Source organism: Anabaena sp. CS-542/02, from assembly GCF_028331085.1.
GTDB classification, from domain to species: domain Bacteria; phylum Cyanobacteriota; class Cyanobacteriia; order Cyanobacteriales; family Nostocaceae; genus Anabaenopsis; species Anabaenopsis arnoldii.
Genome location: NZ_JAQMTM010000176.1, coordinates 1 through 17,874, shown reverse-complemented (window position 1 = coordinate 17,874; position 17,874 = coordinate 1). Strand labels below are relative to the sequence as shown.

The window sequence follows — 17,874 nt, the reverse complement described above, 5'->3', positions numbered from 1 at the left end:
GAATAGGTGAATATTCTCTTCTGTCAGAAGATCATAATCATAACATGACTATTCCGCTAGAAGGAATTACATTGAGGAGTTTTATATGTCTCATTTTACGACTATCCAAATCCAAATCAAAGAGGGGGAAATTCTACATCAAGTACTACGAGAATTAGGTTATACCGTAGAACAAAATACTAATGTACGCGGGTACATGGGTGATAGCACTACAGCCGAATATGTCATCCGTCAACAAAATGGTTATGATTTAGGCTTTCGTCAACAGGGAGAAAATTATGAATTAGTTGCAGATTTTTGGGGTGCCGAAATTGATGAACAGGAGTTTGTCAATAATATTAGTCAAAAATATGCGCACAAAATCTTGATGAAGACAATTGAAACTGAGGGATTTAATATAGAGACAGAAGAAGTATTAGAAGATGGTACGATCAGGGTTGTAGTAGGTAGATGGGTTTAAGGGTGAACATCTCTGTTTTCACGATGTATATTATATCCCCCTGCTGAAGGACGTAAATAAAATTTATACTCGCCCTTTCTCCTATTCATCAAGAGAGGGTTGGGTAGAGATTTTATCAGTTTTCTCAAAAAATGAACTGCTCCCAGTTTAAAAGTATTATTGGTTATAATGAGCATAAAGGAAGAAGCATCATGACAGAATATCAAAAAGTTGAATATCATATTGGTAAAGATGGTAAGATTGTCGAAAAGGTTTTAAATGCAACCGGAACTAGTTGTGTAGAAACGACACGAGGTTTAGAAAAATCATTGGGAGAAATAGAATCTCAGCAACTTTTACCTGAATATTACGAAAGAGATGGGTTAATTAATATATCTGAAAATCAATCCTTACAGCAGTGGTGATGACATAATATAATTCCTGTCAAAATCGCAGCAGCACACAAATATCTTATCTTGGAAATAAGATTTACCCTTTCATGCATAAGAAAAGTGAGTTAGACAGTATGATTTTACCTTTTAAACGATTTTTATTTCAAAGATATCTCAATAAATAATATGCTAGAACAAATAAATCATCTTGCTTTTGGTATAATTATGGTAGTGGCGATTTATATGGTTTTGTCGTCATTATTTTTAGAAAAATATCAAGCTCTACCTATTATCAATCAACCTGTGATTTCTCCAGACACAGAGAGAAAAATCCAAGATTTAGAAATTCAATGTCAACGACTCAGAGAAGAGTTAAAACAACAAGCTCAACAATTACAAAGTGATTTTCAGTGTGAGACTTTTACCCAACTGCAAACCTTACTCAGTAACTATCCTACAGTTAAGAAAATGGCTCTATCACAACCTGAATTACCTGCTAAAAACATACTGTCCCTCTTCACATCTTTAGAGCAACTTATTTCTAGTTGGGGTTATACCCCCATTGGTGAAACTTGGGAACAGGTAAACTATCATCCCCAATTACATCAAGCTGATAGTGATGATATACTAGAAGGAGAATTAGTATATATTCGTTTTATTGGTTATCAAAAAGGTAATAATATTCTCTATCCAGCTAAGGTTAGTCGCACTCTTCCAGGTAGATTGAATAAATATAAATATTAAAATATTTCATACTGTGGGGTGAGTTTACTCAATTAAAAATCCATCAAACACAGATAAATCTATACTTAAATATCAGGTGATCCTACTGTATTTTTAAAACTGCGGTATTAGCGGTATTAGATAATTAAAATAATACCACCTTGCCAGGTGCAATTTTACCATTGCTAGAAGCAAAAATGAAAAATTTCATGACCTCATGGTTTTGTTGATTTACGTTGAAACCAAACCTACTTTCAATCTTGAATTATGACAACTGTTGCAATTGATTTTGGTACAAGTAATACTGTGGTCAGTATTTTAGAACCTGATACTCAATTACCTAAAAGTTTACGTTTTCCTAATCTATCCCGTTTATTTATTGGTGCTTCTTCTCACGGTGAAAGATTAGAAATTCCAGTTATTCCCAGTGTACTCTTTATTAAATCACATAACCAGGTGATCCTAGGCGAAAGTGTCCGCAGTCAAAGACTAGGACTTTCTCAAAGTTACCCTCCTGAGCGATTATTTAAAAAGTTTAAACGTGATTTAGCTGGAGATTATCAATCACCCCCGAGACATATCGAGGGAAGAGATTATGATTCTATATCAATATGTGATTTATTTATTCAAAGTATTTGGAGAGAAATTAAAAACCAAAATATTAAACCAAATCATTTAGTTTTTACTGTTCCTGTTGGTGCTTTTGAACGTTATTTAGATTGGTTTCGAGACTTGGGAGCAAAATTAAATGTTCCTGAAGTTTCAATTATAGATGAATCTACTGCTGCTGCTTTGGGATATGCTATCAAACATCCTGGTGTGTTGATATTAGTGGTGGACTTTGGTGGAGGAACTCTAGATTTAAGTTTACTCAAAACAGTTCCTCATTCTAGTCCCAATGGTAATTTACGCGCTGAGGTTTTAGCTAAATCTCAAGCTTATGTAGGTGGAGAAGATATTGATGTTTGGATAGTAGAAGATTATTTACGTTCTCAGAATTTAAGACGGGAACAATTAGGCAGAATTGCTTATCAAAATTTGTTAGAAATTGCCGAAAAGCTAAAAATTCAATTATCCAAAAATCAATCTGTTAGTGAAACCTGGTTTGATGATGAATCTTTTATGTCTTATGAATTGAGAATGAGTCGTGAAAAATTAGAGGAAATTTTAGAAAATAGACAATTTTTGCAACAGTTGCGCGAAGCTTTAGATGATGTGTTAGGAATGGCTTTCAGAAAAGGTATTCATAAAAATGATATTGAGCAAGTTTTATTAGTAGGAGGAAGTTGTTTAATTCCGTCAGTTAGACAACTAATTACATCTTATTTCGGTAAGAATAAGGTAAATCTTAATAAGCCCTTTGATGCGGTCTGTCATGGTGCTTTAGCAGTGACGAAATTTACACAGGTTGATGATTTCTTGCATCATAGTTATGCTATTCGTTTATGGGATGCTTACAGTAGAACATATACTTATCATCGCTTATTTACACAAGGTACAAAATATCCTTGTGAATCTAAAGCATGGTTAAATTTACAAGTTGCAAATAATGGACAAGCGGAGGTGCATTTAGATATTGGTGAATTAGGCGATATGACGCAAACAGAAATCGCTTTTGATGCGTCAGGAAGAATGACAAGCAGTATTCTCCAACACCAAGAAACTTATCGTTCTTTAGATAGTCAACATCAAAAGGTTTGTGTGGCTAAACTTAACCCTCCCGGAGAAGCAGGTTTTGATAGGATATCTGTGTTATTTTACGTAGATTCTCATCGGACTTTATTAGCTACTGTGAAGGATTTGTTGACCGGACAGATATTAGTTGATAGGGGAGAAGTATATAAGTTGAGGTAATGTCATGATCATTAGTAGTAACTGCTAAATATCCTCTAAAATCCCTATGGCGCAAGCAGATGGCTGCTTATCCATTTCATTTGATTGATCACTAATTGGCTTAACCTATTCTTAACATAAAAGCCAACATTACAGTCAGCGGCGCTAGTAAAGTCAGGAATACAACACTTGTGTAGAAAATTGTATCAAAAATACCAGAAAAGAAAGTAGTAATATGAAAGTTGCCAAACTGTCAAAATTTTTGCGTGCTACATAATTGACCAGAAAAAAATAGTTAGAATAGCATCAACACTCTCTTTTAGAGGGTCAAACTACCAAAAAAGTGACGAATTTCAATTTGTATGAATGCAACTAGCCAGTCTGCCAGCCCTACCGATACATATTCCCATCGTTTGGCAGACATTGTGGGAACTGCGATCGCTCTAGTGACTCTAACACTACCTGTGTTTGTCATTGCCCACTATTCAACTGATGCTTCAAATAACCAGCAACCCCCAACCTATACACCACCAAGAAGTGGAAATTAAAAAATACTTACAACAAAGGGATCACAGCCAGTTAGCTCGAGAAAGGAGAAAACAGATTGTGAGCTAAGATTTTGAATGTGTAGACAGAGCAGCCCGAGGAAGTTGGCGACGGCGGGAATCGCTCTTTCTGTGAGCAGATATCTTGATGTTTTCCTACAGATGTATATATAGTTTGACATCCTTCCTCCGGCCGCAGGGTTTCCTGTATGCGTCGGATGACTCCCGCTCACAAAGTTTTAGCGGTAAGATGAATTGTACCGCAGAGACTTTGGTAGCATACTAATAGGGGCAATTCACCAATTGCCCCCATTAAAGCTGGGTAGTTGTGACAATCAAGCAAAATTACTGGGTTAAGTCAGAAGACAGAACATTACAGTACTGTGAAACACACAGGAATTCAAGCTTGTGGGTGCGACATGAAATACCAGGTGTTACTTGTACCAAAAAGCGGTTTTCTGTGTAGGCGCAGCCTTCCCGCAGGGTAGCAAGAATCTCCCATTCTGAGGTTAGTGGGGGAGTGTCAAATACATCGCATCAGTTGTGGGTACTTGACAAATGTATACAAGCAGCCAAACTGAATGCTAATTTAATTTACCGTTATCAGAGGAGTTTTTTTGTGGACTTATCCCGTATTCCTGCTCAACCAAAACCGGGTATACTCAATGTTTTAATTGAAATCCCCGGCGGGAGTAAAAATAAATACGAGTTTGACAAAGATTTACAAGCCTTTGCCCTGGACAGAGTGCTTTATTCTTCCGTACGATATCCTTATGACTACGGTTTTGTACCTAACACCTTAGCTGATGACGGCGATCCTCTCGATGGTATGGTGATTATGGATGAACCTACCTTTCCAGGGTGTGTTATTGCCGCACGACCAATTGGAATGTTAGAAATGATCGACGGCGGCGATCGCGATGAGAAAATTCTTTGTGTTCCTGACAAAGATCCGCGCTACGCTCATGTAAAATCTCTCAAAGACTTAGCACCACACCGATTAGAAGAAATTGCCGAATTTTTCCGCAGTTATAAAAATTTGGAAAAGAAGGTTACAGAAATTCTCGGTTGGCAAGATGTTGACAAAGTGGCACCCTTAGTAGAGAAATTTATTAGGGCTGCTAAAGCATAATACAAAAGCTCACAGTTATGAGTTATGAGTTATGAGTTGTGGTTTTTAACTCCTAACTCTAACTGTCCATTACCTTTGTCAAGACACAAACAGCCTTGGCCAGTTGTGAACGGCAAAAAATGCTCTAAAAATCTGAAAAAAAATGCAGCGTACTCTCCTTTTGGCAAAAATTCATAACTGTACCCTCACAGGGGCAAATATCAACTACGTGGGTAGTATCAGCATCGACCAAGTATTGTTGGACAAAGCTGGAATTTTACCCTATGAGCAAGTGCAAGTAGTGAATAATGCTAATGGTGAGCGTTTTATTACTTATACAATACCAGCCCCAGCTAATTCCGGCGTGATTGAACTCAATGGCGCTGCAGCACGTCTAGGAATTTCAGGCGATCGCGTGATTATTATGGCTTATGGCCAGTTTACCCCAGAAGAGTTACAAAATTACGCTCCTAAGGTAGTCCTGGTGGACGAAAACAACCGACCATTAGAAGTGAGACAGTATGTCTAGTCCTGGGTAATTACTTACCTCAAGCTCATTAACGCTCTCCTGTGCATCCATCAGGAGAGCGGGGAGGTTAGTTTTGTGCCATCAGCTTTTCTTTATCCCGGCGGCGTTTTTTAGCATAAAGCTGAATTGTCACCGCCATCAAGATGATCAAGCCAAAAACCACCCAAACTGTAATATCTGTTGGTAGATTATTTTTAAACACAGCCAATAAGACAATCACCAGTAACATCACGGTCGGCGCTTCATTTAAAGCCCGCAACTGCTGACCACTCCAGCGACACTCATCGGCGGACAACTGTTTCATCAGACGACTACAGTAATAATGATAACCAATTAGAAGACAAACAAATAGTAGCTTAATGTGCAACCAACCCTGTTTTAAAACTTCCGGTTCAGTGCTTAATAAACCTATAGCCATTGCTACGGTTACCAACATTCCCGGAGTGGTAATGATATTGTAGAGCCGTTTTTCCATAATCTCATACTGAGTTTTCAGTATGGTTTTTGCTGGTTCTGGTTCTTGGTTGGCTTCTACATGGTAGATAAATAGACGTACTAGATAGAATAATCCCGCAAACCAAACTACAATGCCAATCAAATGAAATGCTTTAAACCACGAGTAAGCCATGAACTCAAATCTCCATCAATTTTATTGTTAAGAAAAATTGGATAAATGCAGTCTTAAATAATATTATCAAAAGCGAGAAAATCATTGTTCACTAGCCTTGACCATACTTAAACTTAGACAAAAAAATGATTTTTGATTGAATTACACAGGAGCTACTCAATAAACACAGAGCCACATATCAAACGCCTAAAATATGTTTTTAGAGATATTTCGACTGACTCTTGTAATTTATTCTCTATAGTTAAGTTATTCCCATAACTTACCCAATCACTGAAACAGATAAGTTGAGATTTTGAGTTATTCAAGTATTTTCCTGGCTCTATAATATCGATTTTTCCCAGATTTAGCTATTTTATGACTAGGTATTTATCCGCCGGAGAAAAGGTAAAAGGTCTTCTAAAATCTCTTTGTGGTAGTGTTCTTGAGGGTAATGTCCGACATTATTAATTTTTATTAATTCGGCATGAGGTACAGAATGAGCAAATTTTTCTGCTACATCTATGGATAGCCAAGGGTCGATCATTCCCCACTGAATCAGAATGGGTTGTTCCCATTGCTGAAAGCCAGATTCTATTTCCGACATTGCTTTGTCTAGTTGTAAGTTGCGAATAGTGGCCAGCAGACTTCGCCCCGCAGTGGAAGCTTTTAAAAATGGTTTGCGATAAATATCTAAATCTTGATCTTCGATGCGGTAACGACTACCGCCTTCTAGTGTGCGATCAACCAACAGAGGGTCTTGGGTCAGCATTTCACCAGCCAATGGTAAACCCAGTTGTTTGATTTTCCAAGGTAATTTGGCAGTGGTGGAAATTGGTGTGTTTAAAATAGCTATGTTAGCAATTTGTTCTGGATGGCGCAAGGCATATTGTAACCCTACAGAGCCTAAAAATCCCTGAACAACTAAAGAAAAACGTTCCAATTCTAAGGCTTTGATGAATCCTTCTAAGGCGGTGATAAATTTATCGGGTGTGTAGGCAAAATCCCATTTTTCTGGCTGGGCGGAAAAGCCATAACCAATCCAATCAGGGGCGATCGCTCTGGTTCCTTGACTGGCTAAAGCCGGCATAATGTTCCGCCAACTGTAACTCTGGGATACTAAACCGTGTAGTAACACCACAGGCAGTAAATCTGTTTTGCCAATGGGTTCAGATTCCCGATAAAACCATTGTAGAGAATCTACGGTAATTTTATGTTCTTTTAAAGACACGTTATGTTCCTAATAAAATCTAAAAACTATTTTTTATTTTCAATAGAAATAATCATCTCACGAATTGCGTCAGCTGTGGCCGGTGCTAGTAAAACCCCATTGCGGTAGTGTCCAGTAGCTAAGAGGACGTTACTAAAGCCTAGTAGTTTGTCAATCACTGGCGCGGGACGATTTTCAGGACGGGGACGTAAACCCGACCACGTGCGAATAATTTCGGCTGTGGCTAAATCTGGGCAAAAGGCGATCGCTTGCTGCCAAACTTGATCTAACAATTCTTGATTAGGTGGGATTTGATCATCATGACTAGGAAACTCTACCGTCGCACCCACCCAATAATTACCGTTCCCCACAGGGACAATATGTACATCATTCCCAGTCACAACCGGCTGAAACTCAGGATTATTGCCTAATGGTCGTTCTAGACGTACTTGTAACGCTTGTCCTAGTACCGGACGAATATTCACCCTCTGGTTTAGTTGTGCTGTGAGTGATGTAGAACCTAGTCCCGCTGCTACGACTATGCAATCAGCATTAATTTTACCCTCTGTAGTGGCAAGTGCAGGAAAGTTATTACCTTCTTGTTCAATACCCAAAACATCCACACCAAATTTAAACCTTACCCCATTGTATTGGGAAGCCTCAACCAAAGCTAAGGTCAAAGCCCTGGGATTTAGTTGACGGTCTTGGGGAGAATACACCGCTGCGGTAACTTGAGGGTGATTCACTTGGGGACAAAAAGTTTTGAGTTTGGCTGTGTCCCAAATTTCTAACTTCCAGCCTTGAGAGTGGCGAATTTCCGCCAGTTTTTCCCACTCTGGTAAATTTTCTTCTGCCCCTAAAAGCTTGATCATCCCTTGGCGGTTAAAAGGAATTTTACGACCTGTTAGAGCTTCCAATTCGGGAATTAAGGTTTCGTAGCGTTGGATGCTTGTTTGTCGCCTTTGCCAAGCTTGACCTTTGATTTTATGGCTAATCACACCCATTAAAACCCCTAGTGCCGCACCTGTGGAAGCTTGGGCGGGTGGTTGACGGTCAATGACTGTAATGTTAAGACTCTTAATTAGGCTGAGTTCATAGGCGATCGCCGCTCCCACAATACCACAACCGATAATCACTATATCCATGTTTTTAGAGGAATTTATCTTGGTATTTCTTGTTTCTATTGTGCGATCGCCTCTGGTGCTGCCCTGGGCGCAATCGCCTGAGCAATAATCTGTGGTGATGATGTTTTGATTAATTATACAAGACTGGGGAAGTCTGGCTATTTAGCGGAAAAATTCGCGCTTTTCAAAGCCAAACATATTCGCTACCAAGGAGTTAGGAAAACTTTGGACTTTTTGATTATAAGCTTGTACAGCTTGATTATAACGCCTGCGTTCCACAGCCAGACGATTTTCAGTACCTGTTAACTCATACTGAAGGTTAGTCAATAATTGGTTAGATTGCAATTGGTAACTAGCAACTACATAATTAGTAAAACCTGCAATTGCTTGATTCATTTGGACTGCTGCATCAGCTTTTTCTTGGGGAGTTGCCGCTTGTAAATAAGCTTGACGCGATCGCTCCAATAAAGCAACTAACTCCTTTCCCTGTTGAGCATCAGCTTGGGCGATATTGATCAGATTGGGAATTAAATCAGCACGGCGTTGGAGTTGATTTTCCATTTGTGCCCAAGCCGCTTCTACTGTGTTACCACTACTTTGAATTAAATTGTAAGTCCAGCCAGTCCAGATAATTGATATTGCTAATATACCAGCGACAATAGTCACTAGCCTTTGGCGAAAACGTGCCAACTGCTGTTGTGCTGCTTGTTCTTGCTGTTGTCTTTCTTGGATATCTTGAATTGCTTGTTCAATGAACTCCACAGGAATATCAACTTCCTGACCCGCAGCCACTAAGTCAGCAGCAGAGTAACTTTGAGTGTGTTGGGCGTAGTAGCGCGAGGCTAACTCCAGCACATCTGGGGCCATTTCTTCGGGAATTCTCTTTTCTGGATTGTTCATCATAGTATCTACCAACTACCACCAGCGCCACCGCCACCGCTACTACCGCCGCCAAAACCATCACCACCCCCACTACTACCGTCCCCGCTACTACCGTCGCCAAAACTATTACCACCGCCGCCGCTACTGCCGGAGGTAATATAAATCACATATCCGAACAATACAAATATTCCCACCAGTCCGAAGCTACGTAACATCACCCATATGAAAGGAGGTTCATTATCAGTCACCCCTGCTCTAGGTACAATGCCCACTGTATCGGGTTCAGAGGCTAAAACGACTACCAGCGCCTTTGTTCCCGCTAGGATACCACCTTCAAAATCCCCTTGTTTAAATTTGGGGATAATCTCGGTATCAATAATATTTCCCACTCTAGCATCGGGTAAAATCTCCTCTACACCGTAGCCAGTTTCAATTTCTACCCTGCGATCGCCTACTGAGATTAAGAATAATACACCATTATCTTCTCCTGCTTTGCCAATTCCCCAGTAGTTAAATAATTCGGTGGCAAAGTCTTTAGGAGAAGCTGCTGATGAAGTGCTTGGTACTGTGACTACAGCCATTTCTGTACCCCTGTTCGCCTCTAAATCAGAAATCATCTGATTAATTCTGGCTTGTGTATCCTCACTGAGGATACTCGCCATATCAGTTACCCAATCACCAGATTTATCACGGGGATTGGGGATTTCTTGAACTGTCACAGCTAGGCTAGATAGGGGCGCAAAAATTACAGATAAACCCACAGATAAATTAAACATTATCACCCAAATATAATGGGGTTTATTCTCGTTAAAATTAAATTGCATTGGTTTGGCCTAGATATGGCAAAGGTCTAGAGATTATCTAGTTCACATCAGTGAATATCCCAAGACCGGACAGCAGGTAGAGAGAAAAACAACAAACGGATTACCCTCTACCCATTGTATTCTAGCTAGTGCCTAATGTACTTATGATTTCCCACTGGTATCAGGAAGCAGTTGCAGGAATTGGTCAATATCTCCCAAAGCCGCTTGGTAGTTATTCAAAGCCGGCTGTGTATTACCCTGTCCAGCAGCTTCATCAATTTTAACTAAGTGGTTGAGCAAATCTCGGTTTTTTTCCCGTGCTGTGGGTTGGGACGAAGGCAGGAGATTGGGAATAATATAAGTCATGCTCAACCTAGCTTCTGTCATCGGACCATGTATAAAATTACCTACATTAATCCAATCCTTTTTTTCAATCAGGGTTTTTAGTTCTGCAGCGCGATCGCGCACAGCCTGAATTTTGGGAACATATTCCTGAATTCTCTCTAGTTGAGTTGCTGAGTAGGTTGGAGGTGCAACTGTGCCACTAGGACCACCACAGCTAATAAGTAATGTGGCTAATAATACTAAAATAAGCGAAAAAATCGAGCGTTGACGCGCCATAAACTGAATTGAATTTGTTTTGTGTGTGCCGACTAACAGTGTAATTTTAGATCGTTGGGGTGATTTATCGTTCTACTTCACAAGGTATTTTCCTGAAAAATCTAGTTATGGGCGTTGGTATTTTGGCTTTAGTGGATAATTACTGCGTATTCTCTGGAAAATTAAGTATAATCACTCAAGATAACCCTAACCAGTCTCCCAAGACTTAATCAGCAGTTGTTAATCTCCAGAATTCTCAAGAAAGGGAAATTTTAAATTTGCTAAGTATCAAAGGTACTGATCAGCTCGAAACAATAATATAATGAGCCTTCTGGCGGTTTTTCTGTCCTAACATTCCCCATAGTTCCGTAAAATATAGGAGTGTTTTTTCGTGAACGCATCTGAACAAGCAACAAACCTTGAACTCGCCAGCAAGATTGCTACCGTAGTGAATTTGTTTAAATTGGAGTTTCCTGATGCTAAATCAGATCTCAAACCTTGGAAGAATGACCCAGATACCAGGGAGTTGGTAGATCCAGATTCTATCGACATCGGTTTTCACTTTCCGGGAATCAGCAAATCTTGGCGCAGTCGCAGTATCTTAATTCAAATCCGCTTTTACCAAGATCCCATAAGTGACTCACGGCGTGCTATCGGTTTAGAAGTTGCTGGTTTTGACCACAGTGGTGAGGCGTGGCGACTGTCTACAGTAGAAAACTGGAGTTTTGTCGGTATTTGTGAACCTGCTCCAGAAGTCGGTGACAAACTCAAGCAGATTTGTCGGCACATTTTAGAGGTGTTTAATAAACCTAGTGATTAAGACTCATTGATCAAAGGTCTTGGTGTTCTACAGTGACCATCGACACAATAGGCCGATTGATAGGTACTCTCACGCTTGCCAAAAAGAGTATAACGGTGGTCGCGGATTTGTTCATAAAAGCGATCGCCCACCCACTTCATCCCAGGTAAACCCCGGTAAGCATCTACAAATACTCTTCCCATAGGTAATAACCGACCAATCTCTTCAGCTGCGTCACTACCTTGCCAACGTCTTTGCGGTGTATCGCCATCAATTAAAATTAAAATCATTCCCAGTTGACAATCTTGGGGGGTAATTCCCCACTGTGCTAGTGTTTGTTCATGTTGCATGGGAACGTAGCGAAACAGCCTTCCTTGGTCTAGCGTTTCTAGTAATTGCACTAGGGTAACACAGAGATTACAGTTTCCATCGTAGATAACGTAGTAATTCATAAAATTGACTTCTTTGGATGGAGGTAGATAGGTAGTGAGGAAAATAAGTACAAAGACTGAGGCAAAAGTGTTACTTTTTGAGTGGAAATAAAACCAACATCTCCCCATTCCTCAATTGGGTACACTAGAATTTAATTCTAAATCATCTAGGAATACCAAAGAGAATGTCTAAAAAGCGTAATTCACCATTACCCAGTGATCTCTTTCCCTCCCAAACTCCCTATCAGTCAGAGAACTGGGAGGAGAGAGTCGCCCAGGTAGGGTATCGCTTTAACCGACAGTATCAAAAGCAAGACTGGGAATTACCAGCAGAAATACAGGAAATGCCCATATATCAAGAATGGGTAGCGGGTATTTTGTCAGGGAGAATTGTTTCTCCTTTTTGGGAAATTGCTCAACCGAAAAAAAACCAGCAATGTTTAGATATTGGCTGTGGTGTCAGCTTCTTAATCTATCCTTGGCGGGATTGGTCAGCATATTTTTATGGTCAAGAAATCAGCACCGTGGCGCGGGATACCCTCAATTCCCGTGGTCCCCAATTGAATTCTAAGCTGTTCAAAGGTGTAGAGTTGGGGCCAGCCCATCAATTAAACTACTCGCCCAACCAATTTGATTTGGCGATCGCTACAGGTTTTAGCTGCTATTTTCCCCTAAAATATTGGGATGCTGTGTTACTAGCAGTCAAGGGGGTCTTAAAACCAGAGGGACATTTTGTATTTGACATCCTCAACCCAGAACACCCTTTAGCAGAAGATTGGGCAGTTTTGGAAACATATTTGGGGGCTGAAGTATTTCTAGAACCAATAGCCGAGTGGGAAAAAATGATCAAAGCTACTGGTGCAAAAATAGTGAAGCAGCAATCCGGAGAATTATTTGATTTATATAAAGTCAAGTTTTGATACTTTTCTAACTTTTAGAACTCCATACTGTATAACCTTAGGCTGAGGACTTAAGTATTGATATCGAGAAGAATTAGGTCAGGTAGTAATCCACTGTGGATTATGCAGATGAACTCAATACAGGAGTTTTTTTTATGGCTGATGCAATCCAAAACGTTGACCTAGATAGCACCATCTCCGCCTTGCAAACAGACCTGACATCTATCCCCACCGACCAAGCCATGGCTATCATCAATACTTGGCAGCAACAACTCTCAGGAACTGACCTAGCTGAAGACTTGGGGGAACTGAAAGAGGCGCTTCTCAGTGGCGATGCGGCATCCATTGCGGATATTCTGGTTGATTTAGGCGAAGATACTCAAACCGCAGCAGCTAACGCTACCGGTAACATAGCCGATAAAGTGCAGCGACTCGGAGAAATGCTTTCTCAAGCTGGTAATTCTTTGGGCTAGTTGTAAATCTTTTCCACTCCATCTAGGATAGCAGACATAATGGGTATGAGCAACTGTGTCTCTACCCACAGTATAGAAGCAAACAGCCAAATAAGTTGTGTCCCTGAGTACATTGTGAACTGGCAAGTCTTAACTGATAATTGTTAAGGAACCTCACCCCGTCTTTGATTTCCCGTCAAAGTCTCCCCTGGGGTGGGGTTCTTTTTCAGGTTCATACAACAGTAAATATATGGGCTACAACTGCAAAATCCTGGCGGAACTTTATCAAAATACACTCCTCAATGACATACTGCCATTTTGGGAAACATATTCCCTGGACTGGGAGCATGGCGGCTATTTCACCTGTCTAGACCGCAGCGGTCAGGTTTATGACACAGATAAATTTATCTGGTTACAAAATCGCCAGGTGTGGACTTTCTCCATGCTATGCAACCAGCTAGAAAAACGCGAAACCTGGTTGGAAATTGCCAAAAATGGGGCGGATTTTCTGGCTCAACATGGCAGAGATGCTGATGGTAATTGGTACTTTGCCCTTACCCGTGCAGGTCAGCCACTGATAGAACCCTATAATATATTTTCTGATTGCTTTGCCGCCATGGCATTTAGTCAATACGCCTTAGCTTCTGGCGCAGACTGGGCTAAAGATGTGGCGCTGCAAGCCTATAACAATGTTTTGCGCCGTCAGGATAATCCTAAAGGCAAATATAACAAGACCCATCCGGGTACACGCCGCATGAAGTCCTTAGCTGTACCCATGATTTTAGCTAATCTCACTTTAGAAATGGCATGGCTGCTACCCAGTGAAACCCTTGAGAATGTCCTAGCTACCACTGTTAAAGAAGTGATGACGGATTTTCTTGACCAGGAACGGGGACTGATGTATGAGAATGTCACCCCTAACGGTTCTCACATTGATTGCTTTGAGGGGCGGTTAATTAATCCTGGTCATGGCATTGAGGCTATGTGGTTTATTATGGATATCGCTAGCCGGAAAAATGATACTGATACTATTAATCAAGCTGTTGATGTGGTGCTAAATATCCTCAATTTTGCCTGGGATAATGAACACGGCGGATTATATTACTTTATGGATGCACAGTGTCATCCCCCCCAGCAATTGGAATGGGATCAAAAATTATGGTGGGTGCATTTAGAATCTTTAGTTGCATTAGCCATGGGCTATCGCTTGACGGGGCGTGACTCTTGTTGGCAATGGTACCAGAAAATGCATGATTATACTTGGTCACACTTTGCTGATCCTGAAGGTGGGGAGTGGTTCGGTTATCTCAATCGTCGTGGGGAAGTGTTGTTAAATCTCAAGGGCGGTAAGTGGAAGGGGTGTTTCCATGTACCCCGTGCATTGTATCTTTGTTGGCAACAGTTTGCAGCGCTCAGTTAACTGGGATTTTTCCCAGTATAGCCTCTGTGCAGGGTCTGTGGGGAGTGGTACAGGTAAAAGAAGATGACAAAAGAGATTAATTTAATTGCTGTCGCGGAGAAATTCACACATCAAGGTCAGGTTGTAGCCATTCAGTCTTTGGGGAATGGTAATATTAATGAAACTTTTCTGGTAACTCTCAATTCTGCCAAGCTACAGCATTTTGTGTTGCAACGCATCAATACCCAAGTGTTTCGGCAGCCGGAATTGGTAATGCAGAATATGCGTATTGTTACAGATCATGTGAGCGATCGCCTTAAAGGTAGCCCAGTTAATCGCCCCTGGGAGTTTCCCCGGGTTTTATCAACTCAAGATAGTCAAGACCTGTGGTTAGATGAGAATGGCCGCTGCTGGCGAGCTATTAGCTTTGTGGAAAATACCCAATGCTTCGACACCCTGGAAGATAGTTACCGCGCCGCAGAAGTCGGCTATGCTTTGGGGATGTTCCATCACCTCATCAGTGACCTACCCCCGACAACACTAGCGGATACTTTACCAGGGTTTCATATTACACCACTTTATCTACAACAGTATGAGGATATCCTGGCAAAAACTCACCTACACCTATCACCAGAAGTCAATTATTGTTTACAATTCGTCAGCGATAGCACCAGTTTTGTAGACATTTTAGAAACTGCCATCGGCAAGGGTAAACTACCATTACGCCTGATCCACGGCGACCCTAAAATCAATAATGTGTTGTTTGATCGAGCGACTCACAAAGCAGTCAGCCTGATAGACCTGGATACCGTCAAACCGGGACTAATACATTATGATATTGGTGACTGCGTGCGATCGGGTTGCAATCCCCTGGGAGAAGAAACCCAGTATTGGGAAGAAGTGTATTTTAATACACAAATATGTCAGTTAATTCTACAGGGTTATCTGGCTGTGGCTCAAGGTTTTCTCACAGAGAATGACTACACCTACATTTATGATGCCATTCGGTTAATTACCTTTGAGTTGGGATTGAGATTTTTTACTGACTATTTAGCTGGGAATATCTATTTTAAAGTCAAATATCCAGAACACAATTTGGCTAGAGCTTTAGTTCAATTTAAGCTGACTGAAAGCATAGAATCTCAAGAAAGCACAATTCGCCAAATTATCCAAGATTTCAGATGATAAATCAGACATTTTCCTTACTACCCTTTCCCTCACAGCAATTCTTACCCAGGATACAGATTATAGGTAATATCCACCGATATGCAAATAAACTTACTCTGAATTACCAACTTATCGGTGACTTACAACAGCTTGTGATTCCTCCGTTATCAGATACACCAACCCGCCAGCATGAACTATGGAAAAATACTTGTTTTGAGTTTTTCTTGGGTATTAAAGGTCATCCACAGTATTGGGAGTTCAACCTTTCCCCTGCTGGAGATTGGAACGTTTATCACTTTGATGGATACCGTCAAGGGATGGGAGAGGAAACAGCTTTTGCTGTTCTTCCTTTTAGTATCCAAAATCAAGGCGATAGTTTAACCCTGCTTGTGGATCTTGATTTGGGTCCCATCATCGCCAGAGAACAGGAAATAGAAGCAGCAATTACTACTGTGATAGAAGATAAAAATAGTATTATTACTTACTGGGCATTAACTCATAGTGGGGTAGAGGCTGACTTTCATCGGCGAGATACCTTTATGATTGATTTGTAACTATTCATCACCAACGGGAAAAACTAACTCAAATTTAGTTCCTTGTAGCTGTGGGTAAGGGTATGTAGTGACATAATTTGTGATGATTTTTTGTAAAATTTCTGCATAACTCAAAGCTGCTGCTAGCTGTTCCCAGCTAGGAGTTCGAGAAAATTTAATTCCCCGTTCTTTAGCTGCTTGGCGACACCCATTATAAGAGCCATACTGTTGTAGAAGTTGATCTTTATCTATTAAATTGGGTGCAAAAGGTAAAGCAGCTATGGGGGTTTCATTGCTCTGGTAAACTTCCTGGTCTAGTTCATTTACAGCCACTTGCGCAACTGTGTAAATGGCGGCGGAATTGTGCAAGTCTCGTTGGTAATTGTCCTTGAGAACCTCTAACAGTTGATTGAGGCGTTTTTTACCCATGATTTTTATGACTCATTATCTAAAAGAGATTTTCCGATTGAACGGGGGTCTTGAGACATTTGTGGTTTTTGCTGTAGTTGCTCAGGGGTAAAAGGAGAGGAGGATACAGCAGATGGTAATTTTACTGTTTCCTGGGTCTTTTCTTCCCGCCACCATAGTACAATTGATTTAATTGCTTGCACCAATTTGAAGAACCTGCTGGGAAAAGATAAATAATTCCAGTGTGCTTGTTCTGGATTCTCAATATCTGAGACTGAATCAAAGGCTGTAGAAAGTTGGTCTAAATATCGACTCATTGAGCCAATTTCATTTTCCATTTCTACCACAGTCTGGCGGTAAACTTCGGCAAATTCTGTTTTTTCCTGTTTCAGTTGGTTAATGAGAACTTGCATCCGTTGTTTATGTTCTTTATTTCTACGGAGCAATTGGGAACGACTACGATTTGTGAAAACTAGACAATCTCGCATTTCTCGATACAAGATATCAACTTCATTGTTGTTAAGCCCCTCAATGGTTTTGGGAAACTCTGTGGCGGAACGAAACCGAGCAGATGATTGATTATTTTTTTGCACCATAGGATTATTTAATGTTTGCTTTTACCTACTTAGGGTTAAAAGCATCAACAGGTATGGGAACTTGAAGTTGATTCGTTGAAAGTAAATTTACATAATTATATCAATATAACTGTTAAATTATATATCACAATATGACTGTATTCTGAACCCCAATATTTTGATTTATCAATGCTTACCCTAATATCTATCTTGAGATAGATGACATAGATCACATACCAGTATTACTATTTTGCGCCTTTAGCCATGGATGGAATGCTGCTATATAAATCCTAGACAAGTCTAGACATTTATTTCTTACTTCAATGGGAGCATGGGAGCGGTTATCCCTCAGTAAGCTTTCAAGGTTTAGCCAACCTCGATAAGTTAATTGCTGCGTTTAAATCCCTGTCCATTGA

General features: G+C 40.4%; 23 protein-coding genes. 14 read left to right on the top strand and 9 right to left on the bottom strand.

What is annotated here, in order from left to right:
* Positions 1 to 85 precede the first annotated feature (85 nt).
* The 7 genes from PN447_RS18335 to panD all read left to right on the top strand — a co-directional run bounded on the left by PN447_RS18335 (position 86) and on the right by panD (position 5,572).
* On the top strand, positions 86 to 460 hold the full coding sequence (locus tag PN447_RS18335) for a DUF1257 domain-containing protein (protein WP_271764444.1): 375 nt from the start codon (positions 86 to 88) through the stop codon (positions 458 to 460).
* Between the two features lie 191 nt (positions 461 to 651).
* On the top strand, positions 652 to 864 hold the full coding sequence (locus tag PN447_RS18330; RefSeq protein ID WP_271764443.1) for a DUF2997 domain-containing protein: 213 nt from the start codon (positions 652 to 654) through the stop codon (positions 862 to 864).
* A 153-nt stretch (positions 865 to 1,017) separates the two neighbouring features.
* Positions 1,018 to 1,575, top strand: coding sequence for a nucleotide exchange factor GrpE (locus tag PN447_RS18325; RefSeq protein WP_271764442.1), 558 nt, complete (start codon positions 1,018 to 1,020; stop codon positions 1,573 to 1,575).
* Positions 1,576 to 1,821: 246 nt separating this feature from the next.
* On the top strand, positions 1,822 to 3,408 hold the full coding sequence (locus tag PN447_RS18320) for an Hsp70 family protein (protein ID WP_271764441.1): 1,587 nt from the start codon (positions 1,822 to 1,824) through the stop codon (positions 3,406 to 3,408).
* Between the two features lie 341 nt (positions 3,409 to 3,749).
* A complete protein-coding gene (locus PN447_RS18315) occupies positions 3,750 to 3,935 on the top strand; it encodes a hypothetical protein (RefSeq protein WP_271764440.1) in 186 nt (61 codons plus the stop codon).
* Positions 3,936 to 4,551: 616 nt separating this feature from the next.
* A complete protein-coding gene (locus PN447_RS18310) occupies positions 4,552 to 5,064 on the top strand; it encodes an inorganic diphosphatase (protein WP_271733338.1) in 513 nt (170 codons plus the stop codon).
* A 142-nt stretch (positions 5,065 to 5,206) separates the two neighbouring features.
* Positions 5,207 to 5,572: an aspartate 1-decarboxylase gene (gene panD / locus PN447_RS18305; protein WP_271764439.1), complete on the top strand. Its 366-nt coding sequence runs from the start codon at positions 5,207 to 5,209 to the stop codon at positions 5,570 to 5,572.
* Between the two features lie 67 nt (positions 5,573 to 5,639).
* On the opposite strand, the gene hemJ is transcribed toward panD, so the two are convergent.
* The 6 genes from hemJ to psbQ form a co-directional block, all read right to left on the bottom strand.
* The gene (hemJ, locus tag PN447_RS18300; protein ID WP_271764438.1) at positions 5,640 to 6,200 is read right to left on the bottom strand and encodes a protoporphyrinogen oxidase HemJ; all 561 of its coding nucleotides are present in this window, start codon (positions 6,198 to 6,200) and stop codon (positions 5,640 to 5,642) included.
* 358 nt (positions 6,201 to 6,558) lie between these two features.
* The gene (locus PN447_RS18295) at positions 6,559 to 7,407 is read right to left on the bottom strand and encodes an alpha/beta fold hydrolase (protein ID WP_271764437.1); all 849 of its coding nucleotides are present in this window, start codon (positions 7,405 to 7,407) and stop codon (positions 6,559 to 6,561) included.
* Between the two features lie 26 nt (positions 7,408 to 7,433).
* Positions 7,434 to 8,531 (bottom strand): NAD(P)/FAD-dependent oxidoreductase, encoded by a 1,098-nt coding sequence (locus tag PN447_RS18290; RefSeq protein WP_271733342.1) that lies wholly within the window; start codon positions 8,529 to 8,531, stop codon positions 7,434 to 7,436.
* A 141-nt stretch (positions 8,532 to 8,672) separates the two neighbouring features.
* A complete protein-coding gene (locus tag PN447_RS18285; protein WP_271764436.1) occupies positions 8,673 to 9,413 on the bottom strand; it encodes a LemA family protein in 741 nt (246 codons plus the stop codon).
* A 5-nt stretch (positions 9,414 to 9,418) separates the two neighbouring features.
* The gene (locus PN447_RS18280; RefSeq protein ID WP_271764435.1) at positions 9,419 to 10,168 is read right to left on the bottom strand and encodes a TPM domain-containing protein; all 750 of its coding nucleotides are present in this window, start codon (positions 10,166 to 10,168) and stop codon (positions 9,419 to 9,421) included.
* A gap of 189 nt (positions 10,169 to 10,357) precedes the next feature.
* Entirely contained in the window at positions 10,358 to 10,816 is a 459-nt protein-coding gene (psbQ, locus tag PN447_RS18275) for a photosystem II protein PsbQ (protein WP_271764434.1), read from the bottom strand.
* Between the two features lie 59 nt (positions 10,817 to 10,875).
* Here psbQ and PN447_RS18270 point away from each other — a divergent pair, with 59 nt between their 5' ends.
* Together PN447_RS18270 and PN447_RS18265 are read left to right on the top strand one after the other, a co-directional pair.
* Complete coding sequence (locus tag PN447_RS18270) at positions 10,876 to 11,025, top strand: hypothetical protein (protein ID WP_271764433.1); 150 nt, start codon at positions 10,876 to 10,878, stop codon at positions 11,023 to 11,025.
* Between the two features lie 161 nt (positions 11,026 to 11,186).
* Positions 11,187 to 11,615, top strand: a complete 429-nt coding sequence (locus PN447_RS18265; protein WP_271764432.1) for a hypothetical protein — start codon at positions 11,187 to 11,189, stop codon at positions 11,613 to 11,615.
* Here PN447_RS18265 and PN447_RS18260 read toward each other — a convergent pair.
* Positions 11,612 to 12,046, bottom strand: a complete 435-nt coding sequence (locus PN447_RS18260) for a thiol-disulfide oxidoreductase DCC family protein (protein ID WP_271764431.1) — start codon at positions 12,044 to 12,046, stop codon at positions 11,612 to 11,614. The two genes, PN447_RS18265 and PN447_RS18260, sit on opposite strands and share 4 nt — an antisense overlap.
* 164 nt (positions 12,047 to 12,210) lie before the next feature.
* Between PN447_RS18260 and PN447_RS18255 the strand changes: the two genes are divergently transcribed.
* The 5 genes from PN447_RS18255 (at position 12,211) to PN447_RS18235 (ending at position 16,496) form a co-directional block, all read left to right on the top strand.
* Positions 12,211 to 12,945, top strand: coding sequence for a class I SAM-dependent methyltransferase (locus tag PN447_RS18255; RefSeq protein WP_271764430.1), 735 nt, complete (start codon positions 12,211 to 12,213; stop codon positions 12,943 to 12,945).
* A 134-nt stretch (positions 12,946 to 13,079) separates the two neighbouring features.
* A complete protein-coding gene (locus tag PN447_RS18250; RefSeq protein ID WP_271764429.1) occupies positions 13,080 to 13,397 on the top strand; it encodes a hypothetical protein in 318 nt (105 codons plus the stop codon).
* A gap of 229 nt (positions 13,398 to 13,626) precedes the next feature.
* Positions 13,627 to 14,796 (top strand): AGE family epimerase/isomerase, encoded by a 1,170-nt coding sequence (locus PN447_RS18245; protein WP_271764428.1) that lies wholly within the window; start codon positions 13,627 to 13,629, stop codon positions 14,794 to 14,796.
* 63 nt (positions 14,797 to 14,859) lie between these two features.
* Positions 14,860 to 15,960: a phosphotransferase enzyme family protein gene (locus tag PN447_RS18240; RefSeq protein WP_271764427.1), complete on the top strand. Its 1,101-nt coding sequence runs from the start codon at positions 14,860 to 14,862 to the stop codon at positions 15,958 to 15,960.
* Positions 15,957 to 16,496, top strand: a complete 540-nt coding sequence (locus PN447_RS18235; RefSeq protein ID WP_271764426.1) for a DOMON-like domain-containing protein — start codon at positions 15,957 to 15,959, stop codon at positions 16,494 to 16,496. Before PN447_RS18240 ends, PN447_RS18235 begins: the two co-directional genes overlap by 4 nt.
* On the opposite strand, the gene PN447_RS18230 is transcribed toward PN447_RS18235, so the two are convergent.
* Positions 16,497 to 16,904 (bottom strand): hypothetical protein, encoded by a 408-nt coding sequence (locus PN447_RS18230; protein ID WP_271764425.1) that lies wholly within the window; start codon positions 16,902 to 16,904, stop codon positions 16,497 to 16,499. It abuts the gene before it with no gap.
* A 5-nt stretch (positions 16,905 to 16,909) separates the two neighbouring features.
* Positions 16,910 to 17,479: a hypothetical protein gene (locus PN447_RS18225; RefSeq protein WP_271764424.1), complete on the bottom strand. Its 570-nt coding sequence runs from the start codon at positions 17,477 to 17,479 to the stop codon at positions 16,910 to 16,912.
* Positions 17,480 to 17,874: the final 395 nt, after the last annotated feature.

What these genes read in the sequence shown, in the direction of transcription:
- panD (WP_271764439.1), top strand. Translation starts at nt 5,207, where the DNA reads ATGCAGCGTACTCTCCTTTTGGCAAAAATTCATAACTGTACCCTCACA.
- PN447_RS18280 (WP_271764435.1), bottom strand. Translation starts at nt 10,168, where the DNA reads ATGTTTAATTTATCTGTGGGTTTATCTGTAATTTTTGCGCCCCTATCT.
- PN447_RS18230 (WP_271764425.1), bottom strand. Translation starts at nt 16,904, where the DNA reads ATGGGTAAAAAACGCCTCAATCAACTGTTAGAGGTTCTCAAGGACAAT.
- PN447_RS18285 (WP_271764436.1), bottom strand. Translation starts at nt 9,413, where the DNA reads ATGATGAACAATCCAGAAAAGAGAATTCCCGAAGAAATGGCCCCAGAT.
- PN447_RS18240 (WP_271764427.1), top strand. Translation starts at nt 14,860, where the DNA reads ATGACAAAAGAGATTAATTTAATTGCTGTCGCGGAGAAATTCACACAT.
- PN447_RS18330 (WP_271764443.1), top strand. Translation starts at nt 652, where the DNA reads ATGACAGAATATCAAAAAGTTGAATATCATATTGGTAAAGATGGTAAG.
- PN447_RS18290 (WP_271733342.1), bottom strand. Translation starts at nt 8,531, where the DNA reads ATGGATATAGTGATTATCGGTTGTGGTATTGTGGGAGCGGCGATCGCC.
- hemJ (WP_271764438.1), bottom strand. Translation starts at nt 6,200, where the DNA reads ATGGCTTACTCGTGGTTTAAAGCATTTCATTTGATTGGCATTGTAGTT.
- PN447_RS18245 (WP_271764428.1), top strand. Translation starts at nt 13,627, where the DNA reads ATGGGCTACAACTGCAAAATCCTGGCGGAACTTTATCAAAATACACTC.
- PN447_RS18335 (WP_271764444.1), top strand. Translation starts at nt 86, where the DNA reads ATGTCTCATTTTACGACTATCCAAATCCAAATCAAAGAGGGGGAAATT.
- PN447_RS18250 (WP_271764429.1), top strand. Translation starts at nt 13,080, where the DNA reads ATGGCTGATGCAATCCAAAACGTTGACCTAGATAGCACCATCTCCGCC.
- PN447_RS18225 (WP_271764424.1), bottom strand. Translation starts at nt 17,479, where the DNA reads ATGGTGCAAAAAAATAATCAATCATCTGCTCGGTTTCGTTCCGCCACA.
- psbQ (WP_271764434.1), bottom strand. Translation starts at nt 10,816, where the DNA reads ATGGCGCGTCAACGCTCGATTTTTTCGCTTATTTTAGTATTATTAGCC.
- PN447_RS18325 (WP_271764442.1), top strand. Translation starts at nt 1,018, where the DNA reads ATGCTAGAACAAATAAATCATCTTGCTTTTGGTATAATTATGGTAGTG.
- PN447_RS18255 (WP_271764430.1), top strand. Translation starts at nt 12,211, where the DNA reads ATGTCTAAAAAGCGTAATTCACCATTACCCAGTGATCTCTTTCCCTCC.
- PN447_RS18315 (WP_271764440.1), top strand. Translation starts at nt 3,750, where the DNA reads ATGAATGCAACTAGCCAGTCTGCCAGCCCTACCGATACATATTCCCAT.
- PN447_RS18320 (WP_271764441.1), top strand. Translation starts at nt 1,822, where the DNA reads ATGACAACTGTTGCAATTGATTTTGGTACAAGTAATACTGTGGTCAGT.
- PN447_RS18260 (WP_271764431.1), bottom strand. Translation starts at nt 12,046, where the DNA reads ATGAATTACTACGTTATCTACGATGGAAACTGTAATCTCTGTGTTACC.
- PN447_RS18235 (WP_271764426.1), top strand. Translation starts at nt 15,957, where the DNA reads ATGATAAATCAGACATTTTCCTTACTACCCTTTCCCTCACAGCAATTC.